Raw genomic sequence first — 17,933 nt, 5'->3', positions numbered from 1 at the left:
TGTTATCTATACTCCTATCTGCTTCATGCGTGCGCGCCATTTATCATTTCGCCATCTGAAATACATGATAATAAATCGCAGCGCTTCATCTGCAATACTCACTAGAATAATACCGGTGTAACCAAACCCCAAATGAATGCCTAATAGAAAGCTTCCGGGCAACAGTAACAACCAAGTAGTTATGATATTGACTGTAACAGGAAAACGCACATCCCCAGCTACATTTAATAAATCTACGATTAAATTATTAATTGCACGAATCGGTTCCAATCCTATAAGAATAACTAGATAGTAGATAATTAAATGGTATGTTTGAACATCATGTGTAAGCCATCTACCGACAGCGACGAAACCTACTAAAACGCATACCATGATAATTAAGGATTGAATCACATTAAACCATATACTTCTTAACACAGTTTTCTTTAGTACACTATAGCGATGTCTAGCTATAAAATGGCCTAAATAAATTTGGCATGCAGCGCTAAATGCCATCGCACAACTGAAAGATAAGCCACTTAACACAGTTGCAACAGATTTAGCTGCAATAACTTGTGTTCCTAACATTGCTATAAATGCTGTCGTAAATGTTTGTGCAAAGTTATATGAAATTTGCTCGCCAGCACTAGGTATACCTAATGTTGAAACTTGATAAAGTATTTTAAAATTAATTTTAAAGTAATGCAGTTTCGGTCTGTAAATTTTTAAAAGTGCTATGAATGCCAAGAGACATCCAAGCAGACGGCTAATGGCTGTAGCATAAGCAACTGCTAATACAGGATTACCTACCAAATCTGGAATTATAAAAAGTACGAAAGCATTTAGAATGATATTAGTCAAATTACTAATTACTGTGATGCGTGTAGCAATCGCAGCATAATTCATAATACGAAGTACGGTTCCTATATACATTTGAGTTGAGGTCAAAGTTAAGACACTCAATATAACTAAACCAAATTGATAAGTTAGATTAAATATGTCCTTAGGTACTTGAAAAAGATGTAATAACGGTGAAAACACCATACCTACAACTAATGTAAATACAATCGAAACGATGATATTGAAAAGAAGATTGTGATAAACTTCTTTTGGAATCATTGATGTTTGGTGTGCTTTTAAATGAACAATACGAATATTAGTTCCCACGTGAATGATTGTAATAAGAAACGTAATGAGCATTAATATTTGACTCGTCATTCCGGATGCTGCAACTGCATTCGTACTATAACTGTTGAGCATTAATGTGTCAGCTTGCCCCATGAGAAGTATGAACAGTTGTTCAATAAGTATAGGTACATATAAGGATCTAAATGCCCCTTTAGTAACGATCATCAAATTCTAATACTTTCGATTTAAATATTTCATGAGGTTGTAATTCTATTAATCGTGCACCACGTTGTAAGTCACCATAAGTGTTATAGCCGCCGACGCGACCAAAACTTAGACGAATTCCATATAAGTTAATAGTGAAATCATTATCATGATCGTGACCACAGAACATCCCTTCAATATCTCCATTTAATAGCATTTGACTAAATAATCCAGAATTAATTTTAGAGCAAGCAATAGGTTCATTAAATATGCCATGGAATTCCTTGATATTCTCTACTTCTCGATATTCCTGTAGAGGAATGTGTGTAAATAGTAAATTATGTTGAAAGCTACGTTTGTATTGTGACTGATACGCTTCATAAGTCTCTTTAAGCCAGTTAACGTGCTCAGGTCTGATAAAGTCGTAATCACCTATGCCAAATGGGTTATAATCCCCTCCGTCAATCACATAAAGAACGTGTATAAGTGTATCTTGAGAGCTTACTTCAATAGTATAAGCTTCTTTATCATCAATAATTAAACTATGATGTTTTTGGACATAATTTTTAGAATATTGTTCTTCTATGGCGCGTAAATCACCCCGTTTAAGATGTCCTTCAGTGTCATGATTACCAAATGTTGTTGCAATTTGAGTATCGAATTGATTTAAATATTCGATAAGTTCTTTATAAACTCGACCAGAATCAATGACTCCTTCAGACCATATTTGATCACCAGTTAATACAGTGATATCGGGACGATAATGTGTCATCATATGTTGAATCAAATCATATGTTTTTTGATCTTTGGCGTCATTATGTGGGCCAATGTGTAAATCACTTAATTGTAAGATTTTCGTCATTTTTTAAATCTCCTTTACTCCTTAGTTGAACCTATATTGATTCCTTTTACAAAATGTTTTTGAACAAATGGGAACAAGAATAATACTGGAATTGTTAACAACACTATCATTGCCATTTGCATAGAATCACCAGTAATTGTTACTTTATCCAACATTGCATAAGAACCTGATTTCTGTTTAAGTGCTTCAGCTATTGCGGCTTGCTTAGTGAGCATATCCTGTAATACTGTTGCTAAAGGTTTTAAATTTGGGTTGCGTACGAAGAATGCGCCTGTAAACCAGTCGTTCCATTGACTCACAGCATTAAATAAAGTAATTGATGCGACTACCGGTTTACTCATTGGAAGGACTATTTTCCAAAAGATTTGAAAGTCATTACATCCATCTACCCTCGCAGCTTCGATAACACTTGTTGGTAACTGATTAAAAAATGTACGCATGATTAAAATGTTATAAACACTATAGAGTGAAGGTAAAATATAGACCCAGAAAGTGTCTGTTAAATGTAATTGATTTAATAAAATGTATAGTGGAACAACTCCAGCACTAAATAACATCGTAAATACTAAGAAGAATGAAATGATTCTTCGGAATGGCAGTGTTTTTATTGTTAAGACGTACGCTGCCATGGCGGTTAATATCACGCTTAAGATTGTTCCTATGACAGTTTTAGCTACACTAATAAACAATGCATTCAATAATGTTCCTTGTTTAAATATTTCTTTAAAATTATCTAGCGAAAACTTACGAGGAAAGAATGTGATACCACCTTTTTGCGCATCGACACCGGAATTAAATGCTAAGGCAAAGATATTAATTAGTGGCAATATAATAGTAATAACTAAACCTATTATGATAATTAATGAAATGATGCGAATGACAATAGCACTTTTATCTTGGGATATTTTCATTGTCTAATACACCTCTTAGTAAATAATTTGCGTTCCTTTTTTATCTCTTTGATTTTCCACATAACGTTCAAACTGATTTAAACCAGCTTCGTTCAAGCGTTGTTTCGCACTATCGATTATTTGCTTGGCTTCTTTGTCAGTTCTTGAATAATAAGCGCGTTTAATTGCGTCGCTATAATCATCAAGTGCTACCTCTAAATCTTCACCATACTCATATTTAGATAAGAAAGATTTTACTGTTAGACCATTAACAATTTTTGCGTGCTTTTGGCGTTCGTCATAATGCCACATATCAGCAATCTTTTCAGGTGTGGTTTTGCTTGTTTTAGTATTATCGCCGTATTCGATTTCACCAAAGTCAGCTTTATTATCTATATCTGTATAACCAAGATGATCAGCCCAGTATGAACCCGCGCCTCTGAAACCACGTTTTTTCGCTTTGTCAGGGTCGTTTTTGACTTCTTTTAATACTTCTGGTTTGACGTGTGGGTTGCCTTTTTTATCTAATGTGTAATCACGACCTTTAATGCCATATTGTCCTAATAATTTACCTTCACGACTAGCTAAGAAATCAGCAAGTTTAACTACGTCCTCTGGATGTTCAGTCGTACTTGGGACAGCCCATCCGTTTGCACCAGATTTATAAGGTTTCTCAACTCTAAATTTACCTTTGACTGTATTGAGTGGGCCAAGAGGTACATATTTCATGTTTTGATTTTCAGTGACGTAATTATGTAAATCTGAAACTATGCCCCATGAACCATTAACAAGTCCTTCTTTAGCTTTGTTCTCTTCCATTGTGTAAAATTCTTTCGTCATGAGTCCTTTTTGCATTAATTCTTTGACATATCTCACTCTTTTAAGTGGATAATCAGTTTGAGATTCGTGAACAATCTTTTTCCCTTTGTTTAAAAATTTCTCATCTGACTGTCCAGTCCATACGAGGTCGTTGTAGAATTTAGTGCGATCGTCGCCTCCCCAAGCTGTAGGACCAATTGGTGTGATTTCTTTACCATTATCATCTTTAAAGTGATGATCCTTCATTTTTTGTGCTAGCTTTTCTACATCTTCGGAAGTTTTTATTGATTAAGGCTTAATATGAAGTTTATCCATAATATCTTTACGAACATAGGGACCTCCTACTGTGCGACGTTCTTCTTGACCTGGATGACGATTGATACCCATGTGTACAAGGTAAGTGCCGTCCATTTCTTTATTGAACATAATATTATCTTTCGTATCTTTAGGAAGGTAGCCTTTCTTAAAATATTTACTATAGATTTTTGTGTTTTTAAGCATCTTTGTAAGATCAGTGAGTCGACCTTGTTTAGCTGCTTTATTTAGAACTTTCATTTCAGGGCGACCACTATCGTCTAAGTAATAAACGATGAAGTCAGGTAAATCACCAGAAGCGAGACCTGATGTTAGTGCTTCAGTCGAATCTTCATTTGAGACTGTCTGTAATTCTAAAGTGATTCCGGTTTTTTTCTTTAGTTCTTTAGCAACCTCTTTATTCATCTTCGGAGAGGCATCATTATCACTTTGGAAGACTAAACCTTTTAATTTTCTATCAGCAATCCATGTATCTGGCTTCCCTTTGGCATCTGCTTTTCTCTTTGCTTCATCTTGTGATTTATCTTTGCCACACGCCGATGTGAGTATCATTACCGCAATTAGTAAGATGAGTATTGATTTTCTAAACATGTACATTCTCCTTAATATAATGAAGTATCCAGTTTTTTATCGGCAAATCTATTGATAATGACGACCGCGATAAGACCAATAACACCTTGTAAAAGTCCTATAGCTATGGCGTAACTGAAGTCTCCCTGTTCGATTCCCGTGCGTATTACAAAGGTGTCTAATATTTCTGATACACTCGCATTTCCAGGTGTCTTGAGTAAATAGATTTGATCAAAGCCAGCTTTTAAAATATCTCCTAATGAAATAATAAATAGAATAACTATTGTAGGCGTGAGCATTGGTAAGGTAATATGTATAATTTGTTTGAAGCGGTTCGCCCCATCTATTGCTGCTGATTCGTAAATTTCAGGGTTGATGCTCATGATTGCAGCAAAATAAATGATGGAGTCCCAGCCGACATTTTTCCAAATATAACTAGAAAACATGATGGTATGGAAATATTCAGGGTTCATCATAAAATAAGTTGAGCCATCACCACCGAATTTGTGAATAAGTTGATTCATTAAACCATCATCTGGTGCGAGTAACTTCTTGAATATACCTATCACAACGACCCATGATAAAAAGTGAGGTATATATAATATTCCTTGGAATAGTCCTCTGATTTTACCTAATTTAGAATCCTTAATTTCATTAAACATAATGGCTAAAATGATAGGAAAAGGAAGAGCTAGAATGAGCTTCATTCCACTGATAACAAGTGTATTTATAATGATTTGTACACATCTTGAATCAGTGAAGAATCTTTGGAAGTAGTGTAGCCCTTTCCAATCACCACCAATAATACCCGTATCAAAACGGAAATCTTTAAACGCTAAAATTAGACTTGTCATAGGTATATAATTGAAAATAAGGAAAAAAAGTAAGCAAGGTAAAATCATAAGATATAAAACTTTATGTTCCCACATTCTTTTGAGCAAAGATTTTTGATGAGTGGATTGAATTCCATGTTGCTTGATTTTACTCACGATACAACCTCCTCTTTCATTCGTTCACCTGACTCAGAATTGAAATAATGTGCATCTTTCGAATGAATGCCGAAAGATACGTTCTGTCCTAATTCAAAATTAAGGTTACTATCTACGGCGGCTACAATTTTATGATCGTCATGATGACAATGGAGTAATTTGTAAGAGCCCGTCAATTCGACTAAATCGATTTTTAAATTTGTGAGTTGAATAGGATATGCATGCGAATCATCGTTAGTAATGAGATGCAAATCTTCAGGACGAATACCAAGTCTACATTGTGAATGTGACGAAAGTTGTACTACAGATTGATCAGCAACTTTTTGAGCGTCGAAATACCATGCGTCCATATGATAAGTTAACGGGATAATATTCATCGAAGGGCTACCTATAAATGTTGCAACAAATTCATTCACTGGGTGACGGTAGATTTCTTCTGGCGTGCCAATTTGTTGAATTTCACCTTGATTTAGTATCACAATGCGTGAGGCCATCGTCATTGCTTCCGTTTGATCATGTGTGACATAGATTGTTGTTGCATTCATTTCTTTATGTATTTTAATGATTTCGCTTCTCATGTTGCTTCTTAATTTGGCATCTAAATTTGAAAGTGGCTCATCCATTAAAAAGATTTGTGCGTCTCTCACTATTGCTCGTCCTAACGCTACACGTTGACGTTGGCCTCCGGATAATGCTTTAGGTTTACGTTGAAGAAGATTTTCTATTTCTAATATTTTGGCAGCATCTTGAATTTTCTTATCATAAACTCTCTTCTTAATACCACGCATTTTTAATCCAAATGCTAAGTTTTTATAAACAGTCATATGAGGATAAAGTGCATAATTTTGAAACACCATAGCTATATTACGATCTTTAGGCTGTAAATCATTAATCACTTTATCGTCGATACTAATTGTTCCCTTACTAATATCTTCTAGACCTGCTATCATACGTAAGGTCGTAGACTTCCCACATCCCGATGGTCCAACAAATACAACAAATTCGTTGTCATGAATATTTAGATTAAAATCTTTAACTGCGTGACTACCATTTTCATAAACTTTGTTTAAATCCTTGATTTGTATCATGTCTTTGCTCCTTTGAAGATGTAATCGCAAATTCAGTATAAGAGTTTTCTATTAAAGGAAACTTTTTTCAAAATTAAGTTTTCGTAAATCAAAAACTTTTGTTTATTATTTTTCAAAAACAAAAAGACTATAAACACTTATATAAAAGCATTTATAGTCTATATTGATTCAAAAATAAAACAAAGATATTTATATTATATAAATATTATTTACATTAAACTTACATTCAAGAAGGCATAAATAAATTCTCATTAAAACACAAAAAACCACTGAAATCTTCTTTTTAAGAATCATTTCAGTGGTTAGGTTATTATTTGTCGTGCAAGGTTTATATGGCGAGTTGTTTCTTTAGGATAAGTGTCGATAGTACAATACAAAAGGCGCCACCAATAATACCTGCAATAATATCAGTAGGATAATGAACGCCTAAATAGACTCTTGATGTTGAAATTAATAATATGAATAATGCACTTAATCCTATTAACACACCTTTAGAAATACCTGAATCATGGCGATTTAAAATGTAAATGATGCTTCCAAAGTATGAGGTTGCGCCCATTGCGTGTCCACTAGGAAAGCTAAATCCAGAAATATCAATTAAACGTAGGAGTGTTGGACGTTCTCTGTCGAAAATATTTTTAAGGACAGGATTAAGTATGCTTGAAAGACCCATTGCTATAGCAAAGAATAATGTTTCAATTTGATAACGTTTTAACATTAAATATGCTACAAGTGTGAGTGATAGACATAACATGGCCCAAACTTCACCAATTTTAGTCGCACCTAGCATAATTGATGTAGTGATAAAACTCTCTGATGCATAAATAAAATCATAAACCTCATTATCAATCCACTTTCCTAGACGAGATTCATGGAAAAATGCGATTATCCCAAAAACGAGTGTGAAAACAATGAGTAATGAAATGCGCGTCCAACGGTTCATGCTTGGTGCCCCCTACTTATTTAATGCATCATGTACAATTTTATCAAATAAATCTTCTTTAGTGTAACTTTCTTTATATGTTTTCATTTGTTTAATGATATCTTCACGATTTGTTTCAATATCATTTAACTCTTGTAATAAACCTACTTGAGTTAGTTCATCTTCAAGTGTATATCGGCCATAGCCTTTCGATGAAAAGTTTTTAGCGTTATCAATTTGGTCTCCACGAGATTGATCTAAACCTAATGGGATTAATAACATAGGTATTCTTAATGTTAAGAATTCATAAATCGCATTTGCACCGGCACGACTTACTACTGTATCTGTTATAGCTAATAAATCAGTTAAATCATCTTTAACAAATTCATATTGAACATAACCTTTTTTATCAATAGTGTTATCAACTAGTCCTTTACCAGTTAAATGGATAATTTGATAATCATGTAATAAGGCCTCTAGATTTTCACGAATTGTTTCATTGAGTTTCTTACTACCAAGACTACCACCCATTACGAGTAAGACCTTTTTATCTGTGTTAAAACCGGTTAATTGATAACCACGTTCTTTATTACCTTGTTTCAAATCCTCACGAACGGTTGCGCCAACAAAGTCAGCTTTGTCTTTAGGAAGATATTGAAGTGTATCTTCAAATGTCGTATAAATTTTTTTAGCGAATTTAAGTGCGATTTTATTCGCAAGTCCTGGTGTTAAATCAGATTCGTGGATGATTGTAGGTATTTTTAGTGAGCGGGCTGCAATGACCACAGGAACGCTTACGAATCCGCCCTTTGAAAATAATAAATCAGGTTTATGTTTTTTTAGAATTTTACGTGCATCTAACACGCCTTTTAATACTTTAAAAACGTCTTTAGCATTTTCAAATGATAAATAACGACGTAATTTACCACTAGAAATAGGATAGTATTTTATATCTGGTAGTTGAGATTCAATCATCTCTCTTTCAATTCCTTGTTTAGAACCGATATAAAACGCTTCATGACCTTTTTCCACAGCAGTAGGAATAAGACTCAAGTTAACAGATACGTGTCCTACTGTTCCTCCACCGGTAAATGCAATTTTCGACATAGTTACAACCTCTATTCCTATATTTTTTTATAATAAGCGTAAAATGGTGCGCCTCTATCGAAAGGATGATAATCCATTTCTGCTTCTCCAGCTTTAGTAAATCCAAATTTCTCAAAAAGATTTTGCGCGGGTTTATTTAGCGCAAACGTGTCAGTAAGAATAACATGTATGCCATGTTCCTCTGTTAAATCTACCGCAAATTGGAAAAGTTCAGTTGCTGCACCTTTATAATCTTTTGATCCAGCTAATCTATGGATAACATAAGCACCTTCACGATTAACTGGCCATTCAATGTCATCATACCACTCTGATTGTGTTTGGTCGATAACAATAAAACCGTAAATTTTACTATCTACATCCAATACATAAAGTGTTTCGGTTTCGATGTCTTTCTCAAAATGTTCGGTTACAGGGTATTTATCGTCCCATTGATTATTATTAAATTCTTTCATTTTTTCTTTTGCTTCATCAACGAGTTTTTCAATTACAGGTAAATCATTTTTTGTTGCTGTTCTAATCATCTGCCAAAACACCTCTTTTTTATAGTATTAAAAAAATGATACGCCCCATTTCTTATATAATTTAACAAATGAGGCGTATTTTAAACTTATATAACTAAAGTCGCTAACTATTATATAGATTGTGTTAAATAAATGAGTGATACATTCTCTCTAATAGTACTTTAAGTCATATAAATAAGATTTAATCAAACCTATATTTACTTTTCAAACAATATCTTACTTAAGTTTTTGAAGTAATTTGTCTAATACAGTATCATGTTTATTTGATTTTTCAACTAATTCTTGAGTGAATTTATCATTTGTCGTTTTATCAAATTTTCCGGTTACTTCCAAATGATTGTCTTTCTGGAAGGATTTAATTGCAGATTCTAATTCTGAATCAAATTGGTTAGACTCATTATTCACTTTATAACCTAAGGCTGTGAGTCCAATTTTCATCGTTTTAACATTTTTATTCTCGTCACCTAAATGATAAGTTTTATTATTAGGTATGACGTTAAGAGATTGATATTTAGGTGTAGCTATTTTACTGTCCGGTTGAATACCTTTACCATGAATATAATGATCATCAGGTGTTAACCATTTCATTTCAGTATATTTTAGTAATGAACCATCACCGAATTCACGTGTAGTTTGAACAATTCCTTTACCAAATGTTTTAGAGCCATAAACCTTAGCTTTATGATAATCTTTCATAGCACCTGTAAAGACTTCTGATGCACTTGCTGAACCATCATTTACTAAGATAGAAACATCCATATCTTTTGCTTGTTTCAACGAATCATTTGATGTTTTCAATTGCTCCTTATCATCGCCTTTTTCTAATTGAACAACTGTTTTTCCTTTATCAATAAAGATGTTCGCCATTTTAACAGCTTCGTCTAGAAGACCACCAGGATTGTTACGTAAATCTAATACTATTTTACGTACACCTTGTTTGTGTGCCTTGATAATTGCAGATTTTAATTCTCCAGATGTATTACTTTGGAATTTATTAATAGTAAAGACACCAACGTTGCCTTTTTTCTCGTATTCGACACTCTTAACATGAATCGTATCACGTTTAATCTTAATGTCTTTTTCTTGAGAACCTCGTTTGATAGTTAAAGTTACTTTAGTACCTTTTTTACCTCTGACTAGTTTTACGACTTGGTCTAATGGTTTGCCTTCAACAGATTTACCATTAACTTTCGTTACGACATCTTTCGGTTGTATTCCTGCTTTTTCAGCTGGTGAGTCTTTCATTGGGCTGGTAATACTAATTTGATCATTTTTCTTCTGCATTTCTGCGCCAATGCCAACGAAATCTCCTGACACACCTTCATTGAATTGTTTAGTTTCCTCAGAAGTCATATATTCTGAATATGGATCCTTTAATTCTTTAACCATTCCGTCAATTGCTGATTGTGTTAATTTATCTGAATCTTGCTTTTTATAATAATCTTTATTTAGCGTCTTATATACATATTCTATCTTTTTTAAATCTGCACGTTGATCTTTATTGAGTCCGCTCATCTTATGACTAATCAATATCGTCGCGGCCACAGTGATTCCTGCTGTTATTAAAATAACTCCAAGGAGAATCAACAGAAACTGCCAAAGTTTAAATCTTACTTGTTTGTTTTTATTTTGAGAATTTGATTGACTTTCGTCGTCTTGTTGTTGTGCATCATTACGTTCTGAATCATTACTCACTTTATCACATCCCTTGTACTTGCTAAATTTATAATAATCATTATGTATATGCTCTTAGTTCTCCCTTTTTTATGAAAATGAAGTTAGAAAATATATAAAATAGACAACTTCTCCAACTGTGAAGCAAATTAAGCGAGGACTACTCTTCATTATTATATAACTATGTTTCATATACATGAGTCGTAAGATGTATCTTAAATTAATTTGAAAAATTGAGAATCATGCTAACATATGTAAATGATGGCTTTAATTTATATACAAAATCAAACAAAAATGTGGGAGTGAAATAGTATTCAACTTTAATCGTTTGAACACAAAGTTCACTCCCTTTTTTTATTAGTAAAAACTTTGTTTAATTTTAAAATTTTAACCATTCAGTATACTCTTCGTATAAATCATCAAAGACATACATGGGTACAGTAAACTCACTTTGAGTTTCAATGTACTCTGAAAGGACGTTGAAGTCATCTTCATGTTTAGGAAATGCAAGGTCATCAAAGATTTGCTCAGCTAATTCCCCTTTATCGTCTTTACGACCACGAACAATCATAACAAATTGATAGAATGAGTAATTTTTAACCATTAGCTTACAGTCACATCAATAACTTGAGTCTCGCCTTTAACAACTGCTTCTACATCTTCTAAATGAATAGACTCAGTTTGGTCAGAATTTGTGATAATAATTGGTGAAATGACTGATTTAGCATTATTTTTAATATATTCTAAATCAAAACGAATAAGTGGGTCGCCTACCTTCACAGTGTCACCACTTTCGACTAATACTTCAAAGCCTTCACCATCAAGTTGAACAGTATCTAGACCAATGTGTACGAGTAGTTCTAATCCATTGTCTGCTTTAAGTCCTACAGCGTGCTTAGTTGGGAAGACATTGTCGACCTTGCCTTCAATTGGTGCAACGACTTCACCTTCTGTAGGATTTATACCAAAACCCTCACCCATCATTTTTTGTGCAAATACAGGGTCAGGAATATCTTCAATTTTCACATATTCACCTGTTAACGGTGCGTATATTTTAATATCTTTATTGATTTCTTTGCCTTTTCCGAATAATTTTTTAAACATTGTTGTTCACTCCTATTTTTCAAAGTGTGGAATTAAATCACCATATCCAAGTTCTTCTAACTTTTCATATGGAATAAATTGAATAGCTGCTGAATTAATACAATAGCGTAGACCACCGGTTTCCTTCGGACCGTCATTGAATACATGTCCTAAATGACTATTAGCATCTTCAGAACGTACTTCAGTTCTTATCATACCAAAAGATTTATCAACGAGTTCAATGATTTCATCATCATTTAATGCTTTGGAGAAACTTGGCCAACCACAGTTAGATTCAAATTTTTCTTCTGATGTGAATAAAGGTTTACCAGATAATTTATCAACATAAATACCCTTATCAAAATGATTCCAATATTCATTTTGGAATGGTGGTTCTGTGCCATTTTCTTGAGTGACAAGATATTCCATTTCATTCAATTCATCTTTATTTTTCTTAATCATTTTGAGACCCCCAATGTGATTCTATAAATGCTTTTCTGCCAGATCCACGTTGGTATTGCTCATAGTGCAATGGATTTTTCTCATAATAGTCTTGGTGATAATCTTCAGCAGGGTAGAAGTTTTTATAAGGTTTGATTGGTGTGATGACAGGTTTATTAAATATACCTTGCTCATCAATTTGTTGTTTTTTCAATTCAGCTGCCTTTTTCTGATGATCATCATGATAAAAGATTACTGGCTGATAACTTTCACCTCTATCGAAGAACTGACCACCATCATCTGTGGGGTCGAATGTTTTAAAGTAAACATCTAATATATTTTCGAAGGAAGTAATTTCAGGGTCGTATTCAATTTGTACAGCTTCAACGTGACCAGTTTGATTCGTACAGACTTGTTCATAAGTGGGATTCTCAACGTGACCACCACTATATCCTGAAACGACAGATTTTATTCCTGGGTAAGAAGTAAATGGTTTTACCATACACCAGAAACAACCTCCTGCAAGCGTTGCATATGCCATAGTAGTACCTCCTTAAGTTGTCTCTTTTTTAATAATTTACGCTAAACACCATGTAATTTAAAGTATTTTACTCAACATTAAATAGCTAGAGTTTATCCTAAAGAATTAATCTCTAAGTACAACTAGACCAATAGCACCTTGACCTGTGTGAGTTGAAATAACTGGAGTTGTGACGTTGACATCAAATTGATCAAAATGAAAAGCATCGCTAAATGACTTTTTGAGTTTATCAACAAATTCAATCACATTCGCATGAGCAACACCTATTGATTTAACATTATGATTTTCAATAAATTCAGTTATTTCTTTCTTTAAATATTGAATGCTAGATTTTTGAGTTCTAGCATTATGAACAAGTTCTAATTTTCCCTCATTTAATGTACCTATGGGTTTAATCTTCATAATATTCCCTATTAAACCTTTAGTTTTACTAATACGTCCGCCCTTAATAAGTTGATTCAATTGCCCTATGACTACGAAAAGTTGAATATTATCGCGTAGTTTGTCGACACTTTCAACAATGTCAGTTGTAGGTGTTCCCTTTTCAACTAAATCAACGATGTGCTCAATTTGATAACCTAAGCCATATGAGATTGATTTAGAATCGATAACAGTAATTTTACCGCCTACCATTTGACTAGCTTGAACGGCAGTATTATAAGTACCACTCAGACCTGAAGATAGATGTATGCTAATAATCTCTACATCTTCTTTAATTAACTCTTCATATTTTTCTATAAATTTACCGATGGGCGGTTGACTCGTTTTGACGTCTGCATCTGCCTCGATATATTCAATATATTCTTTAGAAGAAATGTCTTCTTGATCAGTATAAGAATTACCATCAATAGTGATACTTAAAGGAATAACGTGAATATCATGTTTCTTTAAGTATTCATGTGATAAATCAGAGGTGGAATCCGTGACGATAACTTGTTTAGTCATAAATAGCCTCCTATTGGTCATTTCTGCGCACTAAATGTAAAAATGTATGCGGAATAGTATTTTTTTCGTCTAATTGTCCTTCAACAGAACTCTCAACTTCCCAATCTTCAAATGTATAAGGAGGGAAGAATGTATCTCCTTGGAACTTACCGTCGACAACAGTGATATACATGTCATCAACTTTATCTATCATTTCTTCGAAAAGTGTTTGTCCACCAAAAATAAATACTTGTCCAGGAATATCATTAATTTCTTCAATAGAATGAATGACATCGACACCTTCGTGTTTAAATGAAGGATTGTTTGTTAATACAACATTTCGTCTATTTGGTAAAGGTTTCCCAATAGATTCGAAAGTTTTTCTACCCATTACCAATGTGTGACCAGTTGATAATTGTTTAACGTGTTTTAAATCATTTGGAAGGTGCCAAGGTAATTGATTTTGATATCCGATAACTCTTTGTTTATCATGTGCGACGAGGATGGATAAAGTCATCGTCTTCCCCCTTTCTTATGGTAAATATGATTAGATTTCTATATTTTTATTTATAAAGTAAGTCAATCTATACCGCTATAGGTGCTTTGATAGCAGGGTGTGATTCATAATCCACAATTTCTAAATCTTCATAGTTGATATCGAAAATGGATTTGTCTGAATTTATCTGTAAAGTCGGTGCTTTGTAACTCTCACGAGAAAGTTGAGTTTCAATAGCTGACATATGGTTTGAATAAATATGTGCATCTCCGAAGGTATGAACAAATTCACCTACTTCAAGTTCACATTCTTTTGCGATGAGATGAGTAAGTAAGGCGTAGCTCGCAATATTGAAAGGTACACCTAAGAAAATGTCAGCACTACGTTGATAAAGTTGGCAACTTAACTTACCATCTTGAACGTAAAATTGGAACATAGTGTGACATGGTGGTAGCGCCATGGTCTCAATCTCTGTAGGATTCCACGCAGACACAATATGACGGCGAGAATTAGGATTTGTTTTAATTTGCTCAATCACTGTTTTTAGCTGATCGTAGTGATTACCATCTTTATCTTCCCAGTCTCTCCACTGTTTTCCGTAAACATTACCTAAATCACCATATTGGCGAGCGAATTCATCATCATTTAGAATACGTTCTTTAAATTTTTTCATCTCTTCTTTATATTGCTCATTAAATTCTGGATCTTCTTGAGAACGATGTCCAAAGTTAGTCATGTCAGGTCCTTGATAGTCTTCAGAATTAACGTAATTTTCGAAGGCCCACTCGTTCCATATATTATTATTATATTTAAGTAAATATTGGATGTTTGTATCACCTTTAATAAACCACAACAATTCTGTAGCTACTAATTTAAATGAAACTTTTTTAGTTGTTAATAAAGGGAACCCCTTTGATAAATCAAATCTTAATTGATGACCAAACTTAGAAATTGTACCAGTATGAGTACGATCATCACGTTGATTACCTATTTCTAATACCTCTTCGCATAAGCTATGATACGCTTTGTCGAATGGATTATACATATGTACAGCTCCTTTAAGTAAATCACTTTATTTTAGTTATTATTAATAAATTATATTACTGAATATTATACTAGAAATCATTAACTGTTGATAGGGAGAGCTATTTAAGATGACAAATTTCTTTTTTTGGATAAAAAAACCGAGTTACATTGTGAAATGCTGTAACTCGGGTAGTACAATTAAAAAATTATTGGCAATGGTCATCAAAAGCGTCTTTTAAATCCATTGCGATATCGTTAATATCTCTGCCTTCAATATGTTCACGAGGGATAAAGTGAACTAAGTTTTGCCCTTTAAACAAGGCATATGAAGGACTAGAAGGCACTTGTTGGATGTATTCACGCATTGTTTGTGTTGCTTCTTTATCCTGACCTGCAAAAACAGTTACTTTATTTGTGGGTTTCACTTCGTTTTGTTCAGCAACCGCTACAGCAGCTGGTCTAGCTAATCCTGCTGCACAACCACATGTTGAATTAATAACAACGAATGTTGTTTCATCATCTTTTAAGTCATTCATGTAACCCTTCACATCGTCACTAGTTTCTAAACTTTTAAAACCATTTTCAGTAAGTTCAGAACGCATTTGTTGCGCTAATTCTCTCATATAAGACTCATAGCCGTTCATATTAACACTCCTTGATACTTCTTTTGTCATTTATTATTAAACATTAATAAGTTATCTTTTCCGATTAGCAATTTGTTTCCAAACTGAACCTAAAGCCTCATCTCCATTTTCTATTCTGGAGATAGCCATTTCTATTTGAAGTTTGACTTCATACGCTGAATCATCTGCATGTGCTTTTAGTGATGCCAATTGTTCCTCATTACCCTCATCAAAAATAAACATCGCTGCACGCCATCTTACGATTTTTTGAGGGTCATTAAGTGCTTTTTCCATTTCTGGTAAAGCTTCTTTGAAACCTAAGTCACTAAGGCAATCGCCAGCAGTTCTTCTTACAGCTGGACTTTTGTCGTGAAGACCTTGATAAATATAAGGTAAAATTTTAGGATCTTCAATCATCCCTAGTAGCACAACAGCTTCACGTCTTAAAGGGACTTTCTCTTCATTAAGTGCTGTTTCTAACAACGGGATATCATCAAATGTAGGTGTTGGAAATGCCTTAAGCATTCTGAGACGTGCTTTCCAATCTTGTGCTGAATCATACTCATCCAATGTGACATGTTGATAATGTTGTTCTGGAACTATAATATCAGTTTCAAGTGCTTCTTTAACTAGCGAATCAAGGCGTTCTTCGGGATAAAGTGCGATAACTTCTTCATAAACGCTCTCCATTACTTCTTCCATATTACCATATCGAATGCCGAAATTTTCCCATTTTCTCAAGAATACTACATTATCATTTTCTTTTTGGGCTTCTAGCATTTTATCGATATAAATTTCTGGTAATTGTTTACGTTGTTCATCTTTATTTGTTGTAATCTTAAGTTGATAAGGTATCCCTTTAAACATTAGAACTTCCGCACGAACTTCACCATAATGTTCGTCTGGTTGAGGTTCTTGATTATAGCTTGATTCATTATTAAGTGTTGAAGTGATTTGAGGTAAGACGTCTTCCCAATAGGCCTTTGGTTGTTTGTCTATTGCTAGGAAATCCATCACATAAAAGATGGATTTTACGCCTTCAAGTTTGAGAAGATCGTTAATAAATTGTGGTTGATTTTCTCTTACTTCAGTATAAGTATTGGATTGATTATCTTCTCTTTTTTCAGATAATACAATTTTCATTGTATTAGGACTAGGAGTAGGTTCTACACGAACAATCTCCATTTTTTAGCCCCCCTTTTAAATAAAACGTTTATATTAATGATTAAAAGCTGCTTGAATTTGTGGTAATAAATCATCCCAGTTTGCGTCATCTTCTTTGTCAACTGAGATGAAGTCCATCACATAAAAAATAGATTTGACGCCATCGATATCGAATAACCGATTAATGAATTCTGGTTGCCCTTCTTTAGCAGAAGTATAAGTTGTTGAAGAATTATCTTGACGTGGTTCACTTAAAGAAATTTTCATAGTGTTGTGATTTGGTGTTTCTGAAATTGCTACGATTTCCATATTGGTGTCCTCCTATTGTAGCTCGTTCCCTATTTGTTTGATTTGTTTACCTACTGAACACTCATTAATGCAAAAATGATGCGCTTGTGTTTTACCTTGCGTTTTTCTGTTGTGCGCTTTTAGTGGGCATTGGTAACAATAAGTGTTCATGAGCTCGTCGATTTTATTAATCGCTTTTTGTTCTGAATAAGTGAGTATAGCCTCCACTTCCTTTAGCTATATACTTTATTAATGTTACATCTCTTATTTCACATGTTT

The 17,933-nt window shown here is 33.6% G+C and carries 20 protein-coding genes and 1 pseudogene; all 21 read right to left on the bottom strand.

What is annotated here, in order from left to right:
• Positions 1-6 precede the first annotated feature (6 nt).
• A complete protein-coding gene (locus HMPREF2706_RS07185; protein WP_049428658.1) occupies positions 7-1,332 on the bottom strand; it encodes an MATE family efflux transporter in 1,326 nt (441 codons plus the stop codon).
• Positions 1,319-2,173, bottom strand: a complete 855-nt coding sequence (locus tag HMPREF2706_RS07180; protein WP_049428660.1) for a metallophosphoesterase family protein — start codon at positions 2,171-2,173, stop codon at positions 1,319-1,321. Before HMPREF2706_RS07180 ends, HMPREF2706_RS07185 begins: the two co-directional genes overlap by 14 nt.
• Before the next feature lie 14 nt (positions 2,174-2,187).
• On the bottom strand, positions 2,188-3,084 hold the full coding sequence (locus HMPREF2706_RS07175; protein ID WP_002433538.1) for a carbohydrate ABC transporter permease: 897 nt from the start codon (positions 3,082-3,084) through the stop codon (positions 2,188-2,190).
• A 15-nt stretch (positions 3,085-3,099) separates the two neighbouring features.
• Positions 3,100-4,788 (bottom strand): annotated as a pseudogene (locus HMPREF2706_RS07170) (extracellular solute-binding protein).
• A gap of 11 nt (positions 4,789-4,799) precedes the next feature.
• Positions 4,800-5,696 carry an ABC transporter permease gene (locus tag HMPREF2706_RS07165; RefSeq protein WP_211181649.1) on the bottom strand — a complete coding sequence of 299 codons (897 nt, stop codon included), beginning with the start codon at positions 5,694-5,696 and terminating at the stop codon, positions 4,800-4,802.
• Positions 5,697-5,752: 56 nt separating this feature from the next.
• Complete coding sequence (locus HMPREF2706_RS07160) at positions 5,753-6,844, bottom strand: ABC transporter ATP-binding protein (protein WP_049428662.1); 1,092 nt, start codon at positions 6,842-6,844, stop codon at positions 5,753-5,755.
• Positions 6,845-7,172: 328 nt separating this feature from the next.
• On the bottom strand, positions 7,173-7,787 hold the full coding sequence (locus tag HMPREF2706_RS07155; RefSeq protein WP_002433679.1) for a phosphatase PAP2 family protein: 615 nt from the start codon (positions 7,785-7,787) through the stop codon (positions 7,173-7,175).
• A gap of 12 nt (positions 7,788-7,799) precedes the next feature.
• Positions 7,800-8,873 carry an undecaprenyldiphospho-muramoylpentapeptide beta-N-acetylglucosaminyltransferase gene (locus tag HMPREF2706_RS07150; RefSeq protein WP_002433989.1) on the bottom strand — a complete coding sequence of 358 codons (1,074 nt, stop codon included), beginning with the start codon at positions 8,871-8,873 and terminating at the stop codon, positions 7,800-7,802.
• A gap of 17 nt (positions 8,874-8,890) precedes the next feature.
• Positions 8,891-9,394 (bottom strand): GNAT family N-acetyltransferase, encoded by a 504-nt coding sequence (locus tag HMPREF2706_RS07145; RefSeq protein WP_023350273.1) that lies wholly within the window; start codon positions 9,392-9,394, stop codon positions 8,891-8,893.
• A gap of 216 nt (positions 9,395-9,610) precedes the next feature.
• Positions 9,611-11,089 carry a S41 family peptidase gene (locus tag HMPREF2706_RS07140; RefSeq protein ID WP_049428665.1) on the bottom strand — a complete coding sequence of 493 codons (1,479 nt, stop codon included), beginning with the start codon at positions 11,087-11,089 and terminating at the stop codon, positions 9,611-9,613.
• A gap of 358 nt (positions 11,090-11,447) precedes the next feature.
• Positions 11,448-11,672 (bottom strand): YozE family protein, encoded by a 225-nt coding sequence (locus HMPREF2706_RS07135; protein WP_070862291.1) that lies wholly within the window; start codon positions 11,670-11,672, stop codon positions 11,448-11,450.
• Complete coding sequence (locus tag HMPREF2706_RS07130; RefSeq protein WP_002453251.1) at positions 11,672-12,172, bottom strand: PTS sugar transporter subunit IIA; 501 nt, start codon at positions 12,170-12,172, stop codon at positions 11,672-11,674. The genes HMPREF2706_RS07135 and HMPREF2706_RS07130 overlap by 1 nt, the downstream gene beginning before the upstream one ends.
• Positions 12,173-12,184: 12 nt before the next feature.
• Complete coding sequence (gene msrB, locus HMPREF2706_RS07125; RefSeq protein WP_002433862.1) at positions 12,185-12,613, bottom strand: peptide-methionine (R)-S-oxide reductase MsrB; 429 nt, start codon at positions 12,611-12,613, stop codon at positions 12,185-12,187.
• On the bottom strand, positions 12,606-13,133 hold the full coding sequence (gene msrA / locus HMPREF2706_RS07120) for a peptide-methionine (S)-S-oxide reductase MsrA (RefSeq protein WP_049428667.1): 528 nt from the start codon (positions 13,131-13,133) through the stop codon (positions 12,606-12,608). Before msrA ends, msrB begins: the two co-directional genes overlap by 8 nt.
• Positions 13,134-13,238: 105 nt before the next feature.
• Positions 13,239-14,078: a fatty acid kinase binding subunit FakB2 gene (gene fakB2, locus HMPREF2706_RS07115; RefSeq protein ID WP_023350270.1), complete on the bottom strand. Its 840-nt coding sequence runs from the start codon at positions 14,076-14,078 to the stop codon at positions 13,239-13,241.
• A 10-nt stretch (positions 14,079-14,088) separates the two neighbouring features.
• The gene (locus HMPREF2706_RS07110; RefSeq protein ID WP_047796278.1) at positions 14,089-14,574 is read right to left on the bottom strand and encodes a dihydrofolate reductase; all 486 of its coding nucleotides are present in this window, start codon (positions 14,572-14,574) and stop codon (positions 14,089-14,091) included.
• A gap of 67 nt (positions 14,575-14,641) precedes the next feature.
• The gene (locus tag HMPREF2706_RS07105; protein ID WP_049428670.1) at positions 14,642-15,598 is read right to left on the bottom strand and encodes a thymidylate synthase; all 957 of its coding nucleotides are present in this window, start codon (positions 15,596-15,598) and stop codon (positions 14,642-14,644) included.
• Between the two features lie 187 nt (positions 15,599-15,785).
• The gene (gene brxA, locus HMPREF2706_RS07100; protein ID WP_023350268.1) at positions 15,786-16,223 is read right to left on the bottom strand and encodes a bacilliredoxin BrxA; all 438 of its coding nucleotides are present in this window, start codon (positions 16,221-16,223) and stop codon (positions 15,786-15,788) included.
• A 51-nt stretch (positions 16,224-16,274) separates the two neighbouring features.
• On the bottom strand, positions 16,275-17,387 hold the full coding sequence (locus HMPREF2706_RS07095; protein ID WP_070862290.1) for a conserved virulence factor C family protein: 1,113 nt from the start codon (positions 17,385-17,387) through the stop codon (positions 16,275-16,277).
• 33 nt (positions 17,388-17,420) lie between these two features.
• Positions 17,421-17,675, bottom strand: coding sequence for a NifU N-terminal domain-containing protein (locus tag HMPREF2706_RS07090; RefSeq protein WP_002433917.1), 255 nt, complete (start codon positions 17,673-17,675; stop codon positions 17,421-17,423).
• A 12-nt stretch (positions 17,676-17,687) separates the two neighbouring features.
• Positions 17,688-17,882 (bottom strand): zinc-finger domain-containing protein, encoded by a 195-nt coding sequence (locus tag HMPREF2706_RS11900; protein WP_023350266.1) that lies wholly within the window; start codon positions 17,880-17,882, stop codon positions 17,688-17,690.
• Between the last annotated feature and the right edge of the window lie 51 nt (positions 17,883-17,933).

Source organism: Staphylococcus sp. HMSC067F07 (genome assembly GCF_001837405.1).
In the GTDB taxonomy this organism is placed as follows: domain Bacteria; phylum Bacillota; class Bacilli; order Staphylococcales; family Staphylococcaceae; genus Staphylococcus; species Staphylococcus capitis.
The sequence above is the reverse complement of the archived record's forward strand: the minus strand, read 5'-3'. Positions and strand labels throughout refer to the sequence as shown.

Excerpts from the sequence above, each read along its gene's own strand:
- HMPREF2706_RS07185 (WP_049428658.1), bottom strand. The coding sequence starts at position 1,332 with ATGATCGTTACTAAAGGGGCATTTAGATCCTTATATGTACCTATACTT.
- msrA (WP_049428667.1), bottom strand. The coding sequence starts at position 13,133 with ATGGCATATGCAACGCTTGCAGGAGGTTGTTTCTGGTGTATGGTAAAA.
- HMPREF2706_RS07165 (WP_211181649.1), bottom strand. The coding sequence starts at position 5,696 with ATGTGGGAACATAAAGTTTTATATCTTATGATTTTACCTTGCTTACTT.
- HMPREF2706_RS07110 (WP_047796278.1), bottom strand. The coding sequence starts at position 14,574 with ATGACTTTATCCATCCTCGTCGCACATGATAAACAAAGAGTTATCGGA.
- HMPREF2706_RS07145 (WP_023350273.1), bottom strand. The coding sequence starts at position 9,394 with ATGATTAGAACAGCAACAAAAAATGATTTACCTGTAATTGAAAAACTC.
- HMPREF2706_RS07150 (WP_002433989.1), bottom strand. The coding sequence starts at position 8,873 with ATGTCGAAAATTGCATTTACCGGTGGAGGAACAGTAGGACACGTATCT.
- msrB (WP_002433862.1), bottom strand. The coding sequence starts at position 12,613 with ATGATTAAGAAAAATAAAGATGAATTGAATGAAATGGAATATCTTGTC.
- HMPREF2706_RS07160 (WP_049428662.1), bottom strand. The coding sequence starts at position 6,844 with ATGATACAAATCAAGGATTTAAACAAAGTTTATGAAAATGGTAGTCAC.
- HMPREF2706_RS07155 (WP_002433679.1), bottom strand. The coding sequence starts at position 7,787 with ATGAACCGTTGGACGCGCATTTCATTACTCATTGTTTTCACACTCGTT.
- fakB2 (WP_023350270.1), bottom strand. The coding sequence starts at position 14,078 with ATGACTAAACAAGTTATCGTCACGGATTCCACCTCTGATTTATCACAT.
- HMPREF2706_RS07095 (WP_070862290.1), bottom strand. The coding sequence starts at position 17,387 with ATGGAGATTGTTCGTGTAGAACCTACTCCTAGTCCTAATACAATGAAA.
- HMPREF2706_RS07105 (WP_049428670.1), bottom strand. The coding sequence starts at position 15,598 with ATGTATAATCCATTCGACAAAGCGTATCATAGCTTATGCGAAGAGGTA.
- HMPREF2706_RS07135 (WP_070862291.1), bottom strand. The coding sequence starts at position 11,672 with ATGGTTAAAAATTACTCATTCTATCAATTTGTTATGATTGTTCGTGGT.
- HMPREF2706_RS07175 (WP_002433538.1), bottom strand. The coding sequence starts at position 3,084 with ATGAAAATATCCCAAGATAAAAGTGCTATTGTCATTCGCATCATTTCA.
- HMPREF2706_RS07090 (WP_002433917.1), bottom strand. The coding sequence starts at position 17,675 with ATGGAAATCGTAGCAATTTCAGAAACACCAAATCACAACACTATGAAA.
- HMPREF2706_RS07180 (WP_049428660.1), bottom strand. The coding sequence starts at position 2,173 with ATGACGAAAATCTTACAATTAAGTGATTTACACATTGGCCCACATAAT.
- HMPREF2706_RS07130 (WP_002453251.1), bottom strand. The coding sequence starts at position 12,172 with ATGTTTAAAAAATTATTCGGAAAAGGCAAAGAAATCAATAAAGATATT.
- brxA (WP_023350268.1), bottom strand. The coding sequence starts at position 16,223 with ATGAACGGCTATGAGTCTTATATGAGAGAATTAGCGCAACAAATGCGT.